At 32.7% G+C, this 18067-nt stretch carries 9 protein-coding genes and 1 pseudogene; 1 reads left to right on the top strand and 9 read right to left on the bottom strand.

The features are described from left to right. Positions 1-8 precede the first annotated feature (8 nt). From CSW08_RS08400 to CSW08_RS08360, 9 genes are all read right to left on the bottom strand, one after another. On the bottom strand, positions 9-998 hold the full coding sequence (locus tag CSW08_RS08400; RefSeq protein ID WP_106659446.1) for a sugar phosphate isomerase/epimerase family protein: 990 nt from the start codon (positions 996-998) through the stop codon (positions 9-11). A 34-nt stretch (positions 999-1032) separates the two neighbouring features. Continuing rightward, positions 1033-3219 (bottom strand): outer membrane protein assembly factor BamB family protein, encoded by a 2187-nt coding sequence (locus tag CSW08_RS08395; RefSeq protein WP_106659445.1) that lies wholly within the window; start codon positions 3217-3219, stop codon positions 1033-1035. Positions 3220-3222: 3 nt separating this feature from the next. Beyond that, positions 3223-4188, bottom strand: a complete 966-nt coding sequence (locus CSW08_RS08390; RefSeq protein ID WP_106659444.1) for a D-2-hydroxyacid dehydrogenase — start codon at positions 4186-4188, stop codon at positions 3223-3225. A gap of 12 nt (positions 4189-4200) precedes the next feature. After that, positions 4201-5973, bottom strand: coding sequence for an L-lactate permease (locus tag CSW08_RS08385; protein ID WP_106659443.1), 1773 nt, complete (start codon positions 5971-5973; stop codon positions 4201-4203). A 147-nt stretch (positions 5974-6120) separates the two neighbouring features. Then, positions 6121-8319 carry an alpha-amylase family protein gene (locus CSW08_RS08380; protein WP_106659442.1) on the bottom strand — a complete coding sequence of 733 codons (2199 nt, stop codon included), beginning with the start codon at positions 8317-8319 and terminating at the stop codon, positions 6121-6123. An 80-nt stretch (positions 8320-8399) separates the two neighbouring features. Next, entirely contained in the window at positions 8400-10601 is a 2202-nt protein-coding gene (locus CSW08_RS08375) for an alpha-amylase family protein (protein WP_106659441.1), read from the bottom strand. A gap of 252 nt (positions 10602-10853) precedes the next feature. Continuing rightward, the gene (locus CSW08_RS08370) at positions 10854-12305 is read right to left on the bottom strand and encodes a RagB/SusD family nutrient uptake outer membrane protein (protein ID WP_106659466.1); all 1452 of its coding nucleotides are present in this window, start codon (positions 12303-12305) and stop codon (positions 10854-10856) included. Positions 12306-12324: 19 nt separating this feature from the next. Then, positions 12325-15573, bottom strand: a complete 3249-nt coding sequence (locus CSW08_RS08365) for a SusC/RagA family TonB-linked outer membrane protein (protein ID WP_106659440.1) — start codon at positions 15571-15573, stop codon at positions 12325-12327. Between the two features lie 833 nt (positions 15574-16406). Next, positions 16407-16925 carry an IS6 family transposase gene (locus tag CSW08_RS08360; protein WP_394337027.1) on the bottom strand — a complete coding sequence of 173 codons (519 nt, stop codon included), beginning with the start codon at positions 16923-16925 and terminating at the stop codon, positions 16407-16409. 85 nt (positions 16926-17010) lie between these two features. Here CSW08_RS08360 and CSW08_RS08355 point away from each other — a divergent pair. Further along, positions 17011-18014: pseudogene (locus tag CSW08_RS08355) on the top strand (IS30 family transposase). Positions 18015-18067 lie beyond the last annotated feature (53 nt).

Genomic DNA, 18067 nt, shown 5'->3' with positions numbered 1-18067 from the left:
TTTGATTACTATCGTATTCCAGCTAACTCCAGTTTACTTTTCAAGCTAAGTAAATCCTTTCTCATAGCGTCTAAAACATCTTTTTCAGGAATCATTAAAGATTTTGATCCATTTTCGGCTCCACCTAAATTATAATCACACATTACAGAAATGGGCCCTTTAATTTCATACTTCTTAACTAATTTGAAATAGTTATCAAAATCAACCATCCCCTCACCTATAGCAACAGGAATTACTTCCCATTTATTACCTATTTTCTCCCATCTAAAATCTCTTACAACCATAGTTCTTACATACTTATGAATTAATTTAAAGCTTGTTGGCCATGAATGTGCTCCAGATATTGTAGCATGTTTAATATCATATTGACTTCCAATATATTCATGATTTAAATCCTTTAAAGTCAACCATAGATCCCATAAAGATGAACCAAAACCTTCACCTGAGTGGTTCAAATAATCACTTCGCACTCCATACTTTTTATTAATTTCAGAAAGCCCTATAAAATCCTGTTTAATTTTTTCAATATTACAAGGAATGTCCAAATCTGGTTGGTAGTTAAGACCATTTGTTCTCAAATGATGTATTCCAAGTCCTGCTGCCGTTTTTAATATTCTTTCTGCCTTAGGTTCATTAGCATTAATTATATCAGTACTTATCATCATAATTTCTATACCAGCACTTTTTGCAGCATCAACGGCCTTAGGAAGGTCTTCCTCAACTCTTTCTGGTAAAACATGTCCATTATCACGTACAGTTAAATCAATTCCATCGTAACCCATTTCGGCAACTGCATATGCCATATCCTGATAATTAAGCCATTGAAGTTGCTTTGAAAAAATACAAATTTTCATTTTTTCTTCGTCTAATTTCCCTAATTGCAAATTACTAATGGATGATTTTTCAAATGGTGCTTTGATTTTAGTAAAAAAATTTTGCCCTGATGATAATCCAACTACACCCAATAGTGACGTAGAAATAAATTCTTTTCGTTTCATAATTAATATTTTTTAAACTTATTTCATAATCTTTTTAATTTGCATTGGGTAATGAAAAGGCTATCAAACTGTCTCCTGATTTTGTCTTTACCTTACCCCCTCCACAAGCAATGACTATAAATTGTTTACCGTTGGATTCATAAATGGTTGGGGTTGCAAAGCCAGCTGCAGGGAGGTCTGTCTCCCATAATAACTCACCCGTCCTTTTATTAAAGGCTCTAAATTTCTCATCTCTCGTAGCTGCGATAAATAGGAGTCCACCAGAAGTAACAACGGGACCTCCAAAATTTTCAGTTCCAGAATGTATACCTTTTGCTTTTAATTCAGGATAATCTCCTAATGGTATTTTCCACTCAAATTCTCCAGTATTGAGATTAACGGCTGTAAGAGTACCCCATGGAGGAGATACAGCAGGATACCCTTCTTTGGTTTCAAATTTAGAAGGTCTTCCAGATGAGGAAGAGAAAGGAATTTGATGATAAGATTCATCCTCTGCTTTTACATCAATAAATTCTATCTTTTGCTTTGATTTTATATCTAATAGATAGGTAGCAAGAGCCACTTTTTCATTTTGACTTAAATGATTAAAGGAAGGCATCATTCTTTGACCATTAGATAAAATATTAATAAATGAGGTTTCATCTAACCTATTATTTAGGTTCAATAATGAAGGAAAATCACCGCTTCCTTTTAGATCAGGGCCATGACATGCTATACAATTTTTAGAATATATTTTTTTTCCCATATCTAAATTACTCATTTTCAAACCTCTATCTATTCTTTTTACGTTTACCATTTCCAATATCCTTGGAATTTCATTATTGTTGATATATAATATTTCAGTTTCTGGATCAAAAGCTGGCCCTCCCCATTCTGCCCCGCCTGTCATACCTGGAAAAACTATTGTTGGTTTTTTAGAAGGTGGCATAAACAAATGACCTGTATTTAAAGAAGCAAACCTTTCTTTAATATCCTGATATGATGAATTAGGAACAATATTATTTAAATCTGATTCAGTGAATGACTGACGAATAAGTGGCTTATAAAATGTAGGATACGGCTGTGTTGGTGACAAACGCTCTCCAAATAATTCTGACTCCCTAGGTACTTCTCTTTCTTCAATCGGATATATGGGTTTCCCTGTCTCTCTATTAAGTACAAATAAAAAACCTGTTTTTGTAACTTGAGCAACAGCATCTATCTTTTTACCATTTTTAATAACAGTTACTAATGCTGGAGCGGCAGGTAGGTCTCGGTCCCAAACATCATGATGAATAGTTTGATAATGCCATATTAATTTACCTGTGGCTGCATCTAGAGCAAGTATAGAATTTGAAAACAAATTATCACCAAGTCGTTTTCCTCCATACCAATCATCTGTAGCTGATCCAGTTGGAGCAAACACCATTCCTCTTTCTTCATCCAAACTAAAACCAGCCCATACATTAGCTCCACCTACATACTTATAGGCTTCTGGATTATCCCAAGTTTCATAGCCTTCCTCTCCTGGATAAGGTATGGTATGAAAAATCCATTTTAACCTACCTGAAAAAACATTATAAGCTCTTATGTGACCTGGAGCTGCATAAGAATCTTCTGAAGTTGATAAACCAACTATTATTAAATCTTTGTAGATAATTCCTGGTGATGTATAAGTAACATATGATTTTGACACATCCCTACCTAAATCATTCCGTAAATCAATTTTTCCATTAAGTCCAAATGCTACACTAGGCTTTCCAGTAAAAATATCAATACAATACAAATAGTGTCCTACAGTATAAAAAATCAGCTTTTTTCCTTCTTTACCTTCATAAAGAGCAACTCCTCTGCAACTATTAATCCCTACTTCATTTACTCTTTCTTCATTTTTTTCAAAAGGATCAAAAACCCATTTTTCTGTTCCTGTTGCAGAATCAAGAGCGAATAATTTTAATCTTGGGGAAACACCATACAATATACCATCAGCTACTATTGTATTTACTTGTATTTGACTGTTGGGTTCTGCATCCTTAGTATTATAAACCCAAGCTACTTCAAGATTTTTAACATTACTGGTATCTACTTGACTTAAACCCGAATAGTTTATTTTATTATTACTCCCACCTGTTACTCTCCAATCTACATTTATATTATATGATTCTGAATTACAAGAAACAACGGTTAACCAAATGGCACAAAAAGCAAAGAACTTCACTTTTATAATTAATCTTAATTTCATTCTTTAATTTATCCTGTTTATTTGTTCACCTTTAATAAATGCAGAAAGGTTATTGATAGCTATTACCATTAATCTGGCTCTTGCTTCTTTTGTGGCCCAAGCAATATGGGGTGTTATAATACAATTTGGAGCGTTGTACAGAGGATTGTTCGCTTCAGGTGGTTCCACAGAAAGAACATCTATTGCAGCACCAGCTATAGTGCCATTTATTAGGGCCTCAGCCAAATCTCGATCAATAATGATAGGCCCTCTAGAAGTATTTATAATAAATGCGGATTTTTTCATTTTTCTTAAATTCTCTTTATTTATCAAACCTTTGGTTTCGGGAAATAAGGGACAATGAATACTAATAACATCTGATTTTTCAAATAATTCTTGATTTTCCACCCATCTAATATTATTTCCTTTTGATTGATCACTTTTGTTTTTATCTACTACCAAAATGTTCATTCCAAAAGCCATTGCTACATCAGCCACCTTTTGTCCAATATTTCCAAAACCTATAATACCCATAGTTTTTCCTGCCAATTCAACTAACGGATAATCCCAATAGCACCAATCATTCGAAGCACTCCATTTACCATTCATAACAGAATCGCTATGATATTGTACATGATGACATAACTCCAGTAATAAGGCAAATGTCATTTGAACAACTGAAGTTGTTCCATAGCCAGGTACATTTGTCACCATAATATTGTTTTTTTTGGCAACTTCTGTATTAACCACATTATAACCTGTAGCTAGTACTCCAATATATTTAAGTGATGGTAAATTGTTCAAAGTAATTTCATCTAATATTGTTTTGTTTGTAAAAAGAACATCTGCTCCTTCACATCGTTGTAATATTAAATTAGAAGGTGTACGATCATATATAGTAACATCTCCAAGTTTTTTTAAACTATCCCAATTTAAATCTCCCGGATTTAAAGTATAGCCATCTAAAACAACAATTTTTAGTTTTTTCATATTTATATTTAATTAATCTTTTGGATATTTTATTTTCTTATTATTTAACTTATTACTTATTAAAATATAAGAAACAAAAGCAGTAACTAATAAACCCAGAACACACAAGTATATATATCCATTTGTTAATTCTGAACTTAATTTTTCAACAATTGTATCCGTTAGTTCATATTTTGGCACTATCCAATCAAACAAATATGCTTGAGACAATACAATAAGGCAGACAAAAATCAATAAGATAAAACTATGTTTTAAGGTAAACCTAAATAAGTCTGATTCCCTTCCTACAAGTCCTCCGGCTGCGGCAGCAACTGCAATCGAGTGAGGTGAAATCATTTTTCCAACCACACCTCCTGAAACATTTGCTGCAACTGTAACAACAGGATCTACACCAATTGACGTCGCTGTATTTGCTTGTAGTTTGCCAAATAATGCATTTGAAGACGTATCAGAACCTGTTATAAACACACCTAACCAACCAAGAATAGGAGCGAAAAAAGGAAATAAAAAGCCTGTTTTTGCTAATGTTTCTGCCATCGTTGTTGTCATTCCAGAATCATTAACAATATAAGCGAAGCCCATAATAGTCGCAATAGTAATAATTGCAAATTTCAACTGTTTTATCGTTGAAAAGAATATTTTTGCAGCCGATTTATAACTCAACCCAATTAGGGGAATGGCTAATAGTGCCGCCATGAATATTCCAGTACCTGCGGCCGATAAAGAATTAAATTTAAAAATATGTGGTATCCCATTTCCATTAATATCTATAATTTTTTCATGAAGCCCAGGAATCTTAAACTCAACCATTCCTATAAAATCAAGTACCTTTTTTACTGGTAACAATCCCCAAAATATAATTACTACTGTTAGGAGAATAAATGGTGACCAAGCCTTCATCAATTCAAGTTTAGAATAAAAAACTTTTCTTTTCTCATCTGGTAATGCTTCATCTGAAAACCTCCATATTGATTTTGGTTTCCAATATTTTAAAAATATCACTAAACTAACAATAGATCCTACACCTGCTATAATATCAGGAAGTTCTGGCCCTATAAAATTAGAAGTCAAGAATTGCAATAATGCGAATGAAATACCAGATACCAAAATTGCGGGTAAAACCTCAACTGCCTTTTTAAATCCGGACATAATAACGACCAGATAAAACGGAATTATTAATGATATGATAGGCAGCGTTCTTCCTACCATTTGCGAAATAATCATTTCTGGAATCTCTGAAACTTTTGATGCCACTGTTATCGGTATTCCAATTGATCCAAAAGCAACTGGAGCCGTATTTGCAATGAGACAAATACCAGCCGCATATAGTGGATTGAACCCTAATCCAACTAACATAGCTGCTGTTATGGCTACAGGCGCCCCAAAACCAGCCATTCCTTCAAGAAATGAACCAAAAGAGAAGGCTATTAATATAGCTTGCAATCTACGGTCTGACGTAATAGATGCCATAAAGTGTTTTATAACCTCAAACTGGCCGCTTTCAACAGTCATATTAAATAAGAATACGGCAGTAATTACAATCCAACAGATTGGAAACATCCCATACAAAGTTCCACTTGTACTTGATATTAAAGCAAGTTCTAAAGGCATTCCATAAATTAGGACAGCAATAGCAATTGCAAAAACCATAGCAATCAAGCTAGCTTTGTAGCCTTTCATTTTTTTTATAATGAGTGCCCAAAAAATAAATATTATTGGTAAAACCGATATAAATGCAGAAATTGCAATGTTGTTAAAAGGGTCAATTATTTGATTCCAACTCATAATTCTAAAATTTTCTTAAGTCAATAACTTTAATTAAAATATCAAAACCAAATGCTTCAAAACTACTATCAACTATAATCCTTTTAGTTAGTTGTTCAATTACTAACCGTAATCTAATCTTTTTAGGCATTTTCTTTGACTACTCTATTATTTGTAAAGTGCTGCTATTTCAAAATCTTCAATTGAAGGAATTAGAAATTCTACTATACTCCCGGTTTGGGTGATTTCCAACCCTTTTTCAGAACGTAAAAGTTCAGCCTTTTTTATTGTTATTGAGCTTGGTATTTCAACACGGATCTTTTGTTGCCCAATTGGATAGAATCTTCTAATTGATGCCCGAGTCATATTAGGATTATTATAATTAAGAATATGTATAGCAAAACCAGCCTCTGTTTCCCATGCAAATACTTCCACATACCCATCGCCTTCTACAGAAATATTTAATTTGTCTTCTGTCATCCATCGCACAGAGTTTTGTATTATTTTACTTAAATCTACACTACCTCTAGCCCATACATTTTTATCTATGTCTGTTGGAAAGTATACTAATCTACTATCTCCTTTTTCTCTTACTACTATAGCTGGATTGTTTGAATCCTGTTCTTGTGAATCCAATTCTTTTCTAGAATAAGGATAAACCATTTCTGGAATTCCATTTGGATAAGGTGGTTTAATGTTCATTATATGTTTCCCTGAGGCCTCTATCGGAATATAAAATTCACCTCCAGGTAAATGTTCTAAACCTTTAAATTCTTTGATTATTTCATGTTCAGTCTCGACTGTAGCATAAAAAACTTGTCCTTTTGGTTTAGTATAACCCGATTTTAAATGGATATCAAAAATCTCAGATAATGCAAAATCATTTCGTAATTCACCTTTTTCGTTATAAAGACCTGTTTCAAAGGTTGCCAAAAGAGAGCCTCCATTATTAACAAAACCCTTAAGGCTTTCAGCCTGTTGATCACTTAATAAAGCTATATTTGGAAGTATCAGTGCTTTGTAATTTTTAAGCCCTTCTGAGGTCAAATCATTATCATGGACTAAATCAAAGACAAATCTTCCTTCTAAAAGTGCATAATATATACCTTGTAAATAATCAGTAGTATTACCTTTACTATTTGTATCAACGGGATCCCCCCAATATCCTCCAGGAACTCTACCAGGAGCATTATATAAAGCATTCACATTATTCGAAAAAACCACACCTATTTTTGACATCGATTTTTTATTTGTGAAATGGATGTCGTTTTTTGCTAACCATTGATAATATTTTCTCCCTATAGCTTGCCAACGATTATCTGGCAGATCACTACCTAGCCATACCCACCAAGGAATCATCCCACTAGATGTTGTCTGAGCCAACCATAAAATTGTCTCAGCTTCGGACTTACTACTATGTCTCCAAGGACCTGTTTTTGTACCAACTACATTTGTTACTGGACGCCCTTTCATAACAGCATATGCAACTTTTCCTTGTTGAGCACAATCCCAAATTGGAGTTCCACCCCCTCTGCCTTGATGATCTGTTGTCATCCAATTAGTTAGGTTCCCTACTTTTTGCAAATCTTGAATAGCTCCAATTCCACCTGCAATATTTACATTGTAAACTATATTGGATCCTTTCTTTTTAACTGTTTCATTAATTAATTTAATTGTTGTTAAGGTGTGCTCAATTGCCACATCTGCTAATTCCTTTTCTGTTAAGTTTTTATATGCTTTGCAATATGTGCTGTTACATAAGCGAGGAGCATGCTCAACTTCTGGCCAACTATTTGTAAAGAATCCATCCACATCATAAAGCGATAATATCTCATTAATTACTTTTGTTATTTGTTCATTTCTATAATTCGAAAAAAAACAAGACCTTCCGATCCAAGGTGTTTCAGAATGTCTCCATGGGGTTCCATCCTTATTCATTTCAAACCATTCAGGTTTGTTTTTATAAATATCCATATGAATGAAATTCGTTTCAATGCGAGCTATAACACGAATCCCCTTTTTCTTTAATGCCTTTAGATAATCACCAAACAAATCACGATTGCCTAAGAATTGACTTTTGTAATGATTTTCAAGTTTAGTTGGATACATAGCTATAAAACCCCCAGCTGTAAGAATAATGGCATCAAGTTTAAGACTTACCCAATAATCTACCCACTGTTCAATATTTAGATTTGCTGGATCATGTTCATTAAAATTATGCTGTGCGCATCTTCTCATATTAAGATACCATTTATCTTCTGAATTTGTTATTGCATGAAAGGCGGATGATGTAAGAGGGTTAGTCAAAAATACACCTGCAGTTGCTAATGATGTTGTAGATAAAAATTCTCTTCGTGTTTGTTTCATTTGAATTATATTAAATTAGTTTTTATTTTTTTTGTACTCAAATACAATAATTTAACAAGCTATTTTTATAAAAAACAAGTTTATACTTTGTAAAAAACTGCAACTTCGAAATCAAAAATAGTAGGAATCTCAAACTCAATAAGATTAAAGGTTTGAGTGAAATTCAATGAAGTTTCAGAACGAATCAGTTCACCTCTTGAAACTTGAATTCCGTTGGGTAATTTAAACCTCACTTTCTGGACACCTAATGGATAAAATTGCCTTAAGGATGCTCTAGTCATATTAGGATTATTATAATTTAGAATATGTATTGCAAATCCTGATTCTGTTTCCCAAACAAAAATGTCAATATTACCTTCACCTTCTATCTCAACAACTAAATTATCCTTAGTAATCCATTTAACTGCTTGTTGTATAAGCTTACTTAAATCTGCACTAGATCTGGTCCAAATACTTTTATCTATATCCGTAGGGAAATAAACAAGACGACTATTCCCCTTTTCTCTTATAACCATAGCTGGCTCATTACTCTTTTGACCTGGGTAATCCCTTTCCTTTCTTGGATGAGCATAAACCATCTCAGGGATACCATTAGGATATGGTGGAACCACGGTTAATAGATGGTCTCCAATTGCATTTACTGGCACATAATATTCTCCCCCAGGAAGTCTCTCCGTATCACCAAAACCATTCACAATATCATGTTCACCATTAATTGATGCATAAAAAATTTGTCCTTTTGGGCCTTGATAACCTGAGTTTAAGTGTACATTAAAAATATCTGCTAGTGCAAAATCATTTCTTTTCTCCCCCCATTCATCATAAACACCTGTTTCAAATGTTGCCAATAGTGAACCACCCCTTTTCACATATTCTTTTATGTTAATTGCATGTTCATCACTTAATAAAGCAATATTTGGCATTATCAAAGTATCGTAATTATTTAGCGTTTCTAGCTCAAGATTGTCTTCATGTATAAGGTCAAAGGCAAATCGTCCTTCAAGCAATGCATAATACATTCCTTGTAAATAATCACCTGTATTCCCTTTTTCATTTGGGTTAACAGGCCTACCTCCATACCCACCGGGAACAGGACCTGGAGCATCATATAATTCATTAAGCTTTTGTGAAAAAACAACACCTATTCTTGCGAGCGATCTTTTATTAAAATAATGTTTTTCATGTTTTGCAAGCCATTGATAGTACTTGCGACCAATTTCCATCCATCGCCTATCATAAACCTCACTACCTAAATATACCCACCAAGGAATCATTCCACTAGAAGTACATTGAGCCAACCATATATTAATTTCTGGCTCTGATTTTGTGCTATGTCTCCATGGTCCAGTTTTTATACCAACAACATTAGTTACAGGTGTTCCTTTCATGGTTCCATAAACCACCTTTCCCTGTTGAGCACAATCCCAAATTGGTGTATTACCTCCACGCCCTTGATGGTCACAAGTTACCCATTCAGCCTTATCACCAATATTTTTAATATTTTGAACTGCTCTAATTCCTCCCGCAATATTTACGTTATAAACTACTCCATTATCTTTAGCAACCGCATTTAATATGTCAATGGTCTTTAAGGTTCGTCTAGTAAATTCCATTGATAATTCCTTTCTAGAATAATTTCTTAGAGGTTTACAGCTATCACAACTACATATATGAGGTTTACCACCCACCTGAGGCCAACTATTGGTAAAAAATCCATCTATATCATAAAGTGAAATAATTTCTCTCATAATTTTGGGGACTTGCTCATTTCTATAATTACTAAACAAACAAGTCCTATATATCCAAGGTGTTTCAGAATGTTTTAAAGGCTCACCTCTTTCATCCCTTTCAAACCACTCAGGAAACTCCTCAAAAACACTCTCGTGCAAATAATTTGTTTCTATTCTTGCTATTACTCTTATCCCTGCTTTTTTTAATGCCTTAAGGTAATCTCCGAACAAATCCCTATCATCAAGAAATTGACTTCTATAATGGCCCTTTAACTGTGTTGGATACATCGCCATTAATCCACCTCCTGTTAATATTATGGCATCCAACTTTAAATCTGTCCAATATTTAACCCAATAATCAATATCCAAATTTTGAGGGTCATATTCATTCAAATTGTGTTGTGCGCACCGTCTCATTCTTAAATACCATTTATCCTCAATTTTATCAGTCATCCCTGCTGAATGAAAAGCCAATATTGTATTTGGAATTAATGAGGCAGCAGTAAACATTGATGTCGATGTTAAAAATTTTCGTCTTGTTAATTTGTCCATTTTAAATGCTTTATATGGTTTATTTTTATGAAAAATTATAGTTAAAGAGCTATTTTAAATAAAAATCACAAATTTAGTATGAATTAATAATGTCATTTCCTGAAACCTTTTTCATTAAATTTTAATTCTTTTTTTTAATAAAACAAGGATAGAATAAGGCTTGCTGCGATAACCAAATTATTTAGTTCATATTACAATTGAAACTTTTGCGTTATCCTAATTTGAGGATAAAATTTTGTAAATTGGAGATTGCTAATCGTATCCTTCATTTTGTGGAAATATATTTCGGTCATTGATTATTTGTACCTGACTTAGTGGAACTGGAAAAACTGTCATGTATTGCTGCATACCTTCACTATTCAAAATATTATATGCTCTACCCGTTCTAACCAAATCAAACCATCTATGTCCTTCAAAAGCTAATTCTAAACGTCTCTCAGTATATATTACTTCACGAGTTTGATCTTTGGATAAACCACTATACCCATTCAATCCAGCCCTAGATCTAACCAGATTTAAATAATCAAGCGATTCAGTAGTTTTTCCGTTTTCATTTAGTGCCTCAGCATACATCAACAATACATCGGCATAACGAATAACTTTCCAATTTGCTTTACTGTCACCTCCAATTGCTACTGAAGTTATATATTTAAGGGTATATGATTGAGAAGTATTTGGAAGTAACGGATTAAAATTACCATTTCCGTCAATCCAGCCTCCTTTTACACCAACTGTGGTATATGCTCTTAAATCACCACCTTGATTATCAAACTCATCGAATATGGATTGAGTTGGTGAATTACGTTCTCCTAAACCTCCAACAACATTATAATAATTGGCCATTGGAATAGCAATTGGCAAAAAATCATTTGTAAAATTACTTCCTGAATTAATCCCCGCTTCATACTCAATATCAAAAATATACTCACTATGATGTTCATCTTTGGAATAATCAAACAAATCATCGAAAGTTGGCAATAAAGCATATCCCATAGTGGTAACTTCTTGTAATTTAGCTTCGGCTTTTGCAAAATCATGAGTGGTTAAATATACTTTTCCTAATAAAGATTTAGCAGCACCTTTAGTAGCTCTACCTAAATCTGACCCTGTGTAAACAGAAGATAAATTATTTTCAGCTACCATAAGGTCTGGAATGATTACTTCACTATATATCTTGTCAACAGGTGTTCTGGGAATTTTATGTGCTTCTTCTTGTGAAATCACAGTTGTTACCATGGGGACATCACCAAATATTCTTACTAAATCAAAGTAGGCCAAAGCTCTCAAAAATTTTGCTTCAGCTAAATGGCGATCTTTATTTACAACAATTGAAGGATCAGTATTTTCTATTTCATTTAATATATTATTGGCTCTATTAATAATTCTATAATAGTTTAACCATGAATCCCTAATTAAATTGGAATCACTTGACAAGGTGAAATTATCAACAGTAAGTAAGGAAATATTGCTAAATATCTCTTGCTGTGAATCATCACTTCTTAAATCTCCAAACACCCAAAAGTTTCTATATTGTACTTGCAATTGTTGATAACAACCAATTACTGCATCCTGAAAATCTTTGTCAGTTTTATATAATATATCTATTGAAACAGTAGATTCTGGTTTTATTTCAATGAAATCAGCACTACATGATACAATCATCACAAATGCAATAAGTGTTAGTAAATTGACTATATTTTTCATATCGTTATTTTTTAAAAAATTAAAAAGAAATATTTGTACCAAAATTTATACTTTTCGCTAAGGGGTAATCATTTGATTCATTGCCTGGTCTCAATGGATCACTCAAATTGCTTACATCTGGATTAAAAGCTGTATTATCGGTAATCAAAAAAGGATTGACGGCATTTATATAAAATCTAACGGATTTTAAATTTATTTTTTGAACAACTTCCTTAGGCAATGAATACCCTAAAGTAATGTTGTTAATCCTTAAGTACGAGCCCGTATCTAAATATCTACTACTAGCAACTCTTACACCTCCCGTTGGTGCATCGTTTGGTCTTGGAGTGACTCCATCACCAGGGTCTGCTTCAGACTTCCAATAATTAAATAATGAAGCATACCCCCTAACCCGTGATCTAGTGCTATTGCCAGCTCCACGTGAATTAAGATAAATTTGATTACCTTTAACTCCTTGAAAACTAACGCTTAAATTAAAATTCTTATAATTGAAATTATTGGTCATCCCATAATAAAAATCTGGGTAAGGGGATCCCATAATGGTATTATCAAAACTATTAACAATTCCGTCAGGCACACCATCAGGACCACTAACATCTTTAAATCTTATGTCGCCAAGTCTGGATTCATCATTAGCTCCTGGGTTATATATAGGTCCTTTATCTAATTCAGCCTGATTCAAAAAAATACCGTCGGCTATCAATCCATAAAACATTCCGATTGGCTGACCTATCATTGTAACATTAGTCCCAGAAAAAATTGGATCTCCTTCTGGACCAAGTTTAACTACTTTGTTTTTTGAAGTGGAAATATTAAAATTTGTCGTCCATTTAAATTGGCCGTTTAGATTTACTGTGCTAAATAAAAACTCCCAACCTTTATTCTCAACTTCTCCAATATTTTGTAAGGAATTACTAAATCCTGTAATTGAAGGAATATTTACATTTAATAATAAATCTTTATTTCTTGACCTAAAATAATCTATCGTTAATGATAAACGATTATCAAAGAAACTAGCATCCATACCAATATTAATAGATTGCTGTTTTTCCCATGTCAAGTTAGGATTTGATAACCTTTCCGGCCCATAACCTCCAATTGAATTTCCGCCTAAAGGATAGATTAAATAATCAATGGTTGCGAATTGTTGATAGTTACCTATATTATTGTTTCCAGTTTCACCATAACTAGTTCGTAGTTTTAATTCATTGACAAAATCAACCTTTTTAAAAAATTCTTCCTGTGATAATCTCCATGATAGTGCGACTGATGGAAATACACCATATTTTTTATTCTTTCCAAATCGCGAAGACCCATCAGTTCTTATCGAGCCTGTTAAATAATATTTACTATCATAATTATAATTTAATCTTGCTAAATAGGATAATAATGACCATTCATAAATTTCAGATGTACCATTAGTAATCTGTCCACCAACAGCACTTAAGGTTTGAACCAAATTGTTTGAGAATTGATTGCTTTCTAAAAAGTTTAAATGACCTCTTTCCTTTTGAGTAGTATAACCTATAAGACCAGCAATAGAATGCTTTCCAAAACTCTTATTATAATCCAGGGTTGTTTCGGTAATCCAATTTAAGCTTGAAAATGTGTCATCACTTCCTTCAGGAGGGTTATTGAAAAAAACAGGTAGCTGTGGTATAAAAGTCATTCTTCTATTATTAAGAATGCTAGATCCCGCCATGACTTTAAGATTAAAGCCATTAATAATTTCATATTTTAATTCAATATTTCCAAGAAAACGGAAATTCTTTTGATTATTTTTATATTCATTTGCAACCGCTAAAGGGTTCCTGAAGTTCGCAATAGCTCCTAAGCCAATAAATTCAAAATATTCACCATTTTCATCCAATAATGGGTAGTAATTATGCGTAGCCATCGCACTCCCCAATATACCAGTACCTTGATTTCCAGTGGTCCTTAAGGCATTTTTGTCTGAATATGTTGGATTTAAGTTGATTTTAGCGGTAATCTTGTCAGAAAGCTTAGCATCTAAATTGGCTCTAAAGGAATACCTGTCAAAATTACTATTCAATACCAATCCTTCTTGATTTAAATATTCCCCACTTATTGCATACCTAACATTCTCACTCCCGCCAGTTGCAGATAGTTGATATTGACTTTGAGGAGCCGTTTGCAAAACTACATCCAAGACATCAACATCATATGTATTTCGACCTTCCAAAACATCTAATACATCTGTAGGCACACTTCTTCTCCAATTAGCTGGTGGCCCAGAAATGTCGTTTCCTTCATCCAAATTCCTGTTTCTAAGTCCATCAAAATGATACTGTGCTTGTTGCATAGCATTCATCATTTTGGGCGTTTTTTCAACATTTTGCCATCCGAAGTAATTGCTAAATGTAATTGTTGACTCTCCAACTTTCCCTCTTTTTGTCGTGATTATAATTACTCCATTTGCTCCTCTTGAACCATAAATTGCTGTTGCTGAAGCATCTTTTAAAACATCAATACTTTCAATATCGTTGGGATTTAATGTCTCAATACTGCCAATTGGAAATCCATCGACTACAAATAATGGATTAGGACTGGCTGATATACTTCCAACACCCCTTATCCTAATTATAGGATCAGCTCCTGGCTCACCAGTTGAAGGAATTATCTGCATCCCTGCCACCTTACCAATTATTGCTTGATCAATTCGAGAGGTAGACACATCCTCAATCTCACCAATACTAACGGATGATACTGACCCAGTAACATCCTTTCTTTTTTGAGAACCGTAACCTACTATTACCACCTCATCCAAATTGGAAGCATCTTCACTTAATATTACATTTATAGAAGATTGGTTATTCACACTAATTTCTTGACTAGTAAAACCTATATAAGAAACCACAATGACAGCAGAACTAGTAGTTAGTTCAATTGAATAATTGCCATTAAAATCTGAAACAACACCATTATTAGTGCCTTTTTCAAGTATATTTGCTCCAGGTAATGGCTGTCCATTGGAATCTGTTATAGTACCATTTAACTTGAAATTTTGAATAATGTAAGTATCCGATTGTTCTGCTAAGTCTAATTTTTCTCCATCTTTAATAAACGAATTATTAGGGATACTTTTGTCATAAGTACTGAAGGATTTTGAGCCTATAGAATAAATAGAATTAGTATGTAAAATTGTAATTCCTAATAAAAGAAAGAAAGATAATTTCCTTATTTTAATTAAAAGACTTAAATCAGCAAAAGAAATGAGGTCTAAAATAATGTAGTTCTTTTTTTTCATAATTTTTAATTGTTAGTTAACTATAAACCTGTTCATTTTAAAAGAATTTTTTTTGTATAAATGAACCTTAAAATTGTAAAAACTAAACCAATGGCGATGCTAATAATTAGCACATTGAAGTTAGACCACTAAATAGATCTACTCTTTAATCATTGTTGCTAGTTTCATTTAACATCTTATATAGAATACCATTCACAAGGATAAAATTATTTACTTTCTAAATTTTGAATACTAATTAATGTTACAAGGACATTGAACTATGATGCAATAATTATGAAAAATGAAAGGGATTGTAATTAAGAACACTCAATTGTAATCATGTTACCAAGTAAATGAAATAATTACAAATGTTTTTAAATCACCCAAATAATGGGCTTGCAATAATAAATTGAATATTATTGAAATAAGCGGTTATGTGAACGTATGGCTAAAGACACATCAAAAATTATGTTGCATAAAGAAAATTTTTAATTTCAGTTTTTATTTTGACTTCAAAATAATGGTATAAAAAAGCCATATCAAACTTGATATAATTATTTTGTTTAACGCTTTGTATTATTTTTTTTTGGACAAATGAATTTATCATTATTTCAATAAAAACATATTTTTAAAATTCATATCGAATTTTACCTCTAAATTAGGATGTAATCTTTTTGGTGATATTAAGGTGTTGATATCAAAAAATTAAGATGTGGTTGATATCAAAATGTTACTAAATTTTGTCAGATATTCACATATAATGTAAATACCTGGTTCTGTCGCATCTGTTAGAAATAAGCATGGAAAGCTTAAAATGGTTTTAGCTTTTAAACTACCAGGGAAATAAATGATTTTTAATTCGACAGTTGGCCTTTCTTTATCATTCTTACTATTTCTATGCCGGCTATGGTTCGCTTGGCTGATTCAAATTCTTTAAATCCCAAACCTTGTACAATCCGCCACTTAATCATACGATGATCTTGTTCTACTATGTTGTTTAGGTATTTACATTGCCTTATCTGTATTCTAGAATGGTTTCTTAGGTTGTATAGTTTTATTGCTGATCCATTGGCTCCACTCTTATCTATATTTATAAGTTCTAGCTTGCCATTATTCGTCATAGCTTTAATTAAGAATTTATGAGCTGATATACGCTGTCTTCTTTTTGTTAAAAGAAAGTCCACTGTATTACCTTCTTTATCAACAGCTCTATATAAATAGCACCACTCACCTTTTACTTTTATATAAGTCTCATCCATTCTCCATCTTCTCCCAACCAACTCTTTTCTTTTCCTGAACTGCAATTCTACAAGTGGAGTAAACTTAAATACCCAACGCTGAATGGTCGCATGATCTACTTTAATTCCTCTTATGGCTAAGAGTTATTCAATGTCTCGATAACTGAGAGCTCTATTCAATAAATTAACGCAACAAATCTAAATTAATAGATTTGTTATAATGGAAGTAAAAAAACACCGACGGCTTACCTTAAAAGAAAAAGTCCAAATAGAGACGCTTTTAAACCAAAATAGATCCAAAGCTTACATCGTTAAACAGCTCAAAAGATCATGATCCACAATCTTTAGAGAAATAAACAAATGGGTCAGTGATCCCAAGGATAAATACGACGCAGATTTATCGCATTAGTGTGCTAAAGATGATTATTTAAACAAAAGAAATCTAGACAAAATAGCACCTATAAACCATTAAAACATTTTGTCTATAAAGGACTTTTATCAGAATGGACCCCAGAGCAAATCTCTGGAAGAATTAAAGAACTATATCCTAATGATCCCATAATGTCCATTTCTCATGAAGCTATCTACAAACACATTTACACAAGACCACAAGCAAGTTTAAACAAAAAACTGATCAAACTACTGGTGCGTAAAAAAACAAGACGAAGAACTCCTAAAAAAAGACGTGAAACAGGTAGCAAAATAATCAACCAAGTCAGTATTGACAAAAGGCCAAACCATATTGAAGATAGAATTGAAATTGGTCATTGGGAGGGTGATCTAATCACTGGAAAGAATCCTAAAAGTGACATCGGAACCATTGTAGAACGAAAAGCCAGATATACTATTATTATCAAACTAAACTCTAAAAAAGCAGACGAAGTCGCTAAAATGTTTTCTGAAAAACTAAATCAATTAAATATCATTTTTAAAAAATCCATGACTTACGACAACAGAATTGAAATGGTCAGGCACGAAAAAATAACACAAAATACTTGTATGAAAATTTTCGTTGCACATCCCTACTCCTCTTGGGAAAGAGGAACGAATGAAAACACAAATGGGCTCATTAGAAGATACCTCCCGAAAGGAACAGATTTTAATCAAATTGATGAAAAATTACTCATGAAAATTCAAGAAAAACTTAACAATAGACCTCGTAAAATTATTGGTTATAAAACTCCCAAAGAAATTATGTATTTTGAACTAAAAAATGTAGCTTAGTATCAAACAAAAAAAAGCAACGTTTATTGCGTTAGAACCTTGAATGCAGCTTT

This window comes from Confluentibacter flavum (assembly GCF_002843175.1).
Taxonomy (GTDB): Bacteria; Bacteroidota; Bacteroidia; order Flavobacteriales; family Flavobacteriaceae; genus Confluentibacter; species Confluentibacter flavum.
Note: the sequence above shows the minus strand (reverse complement) of the source record. Positions and strands in the feature narration are given on the sequence as shown.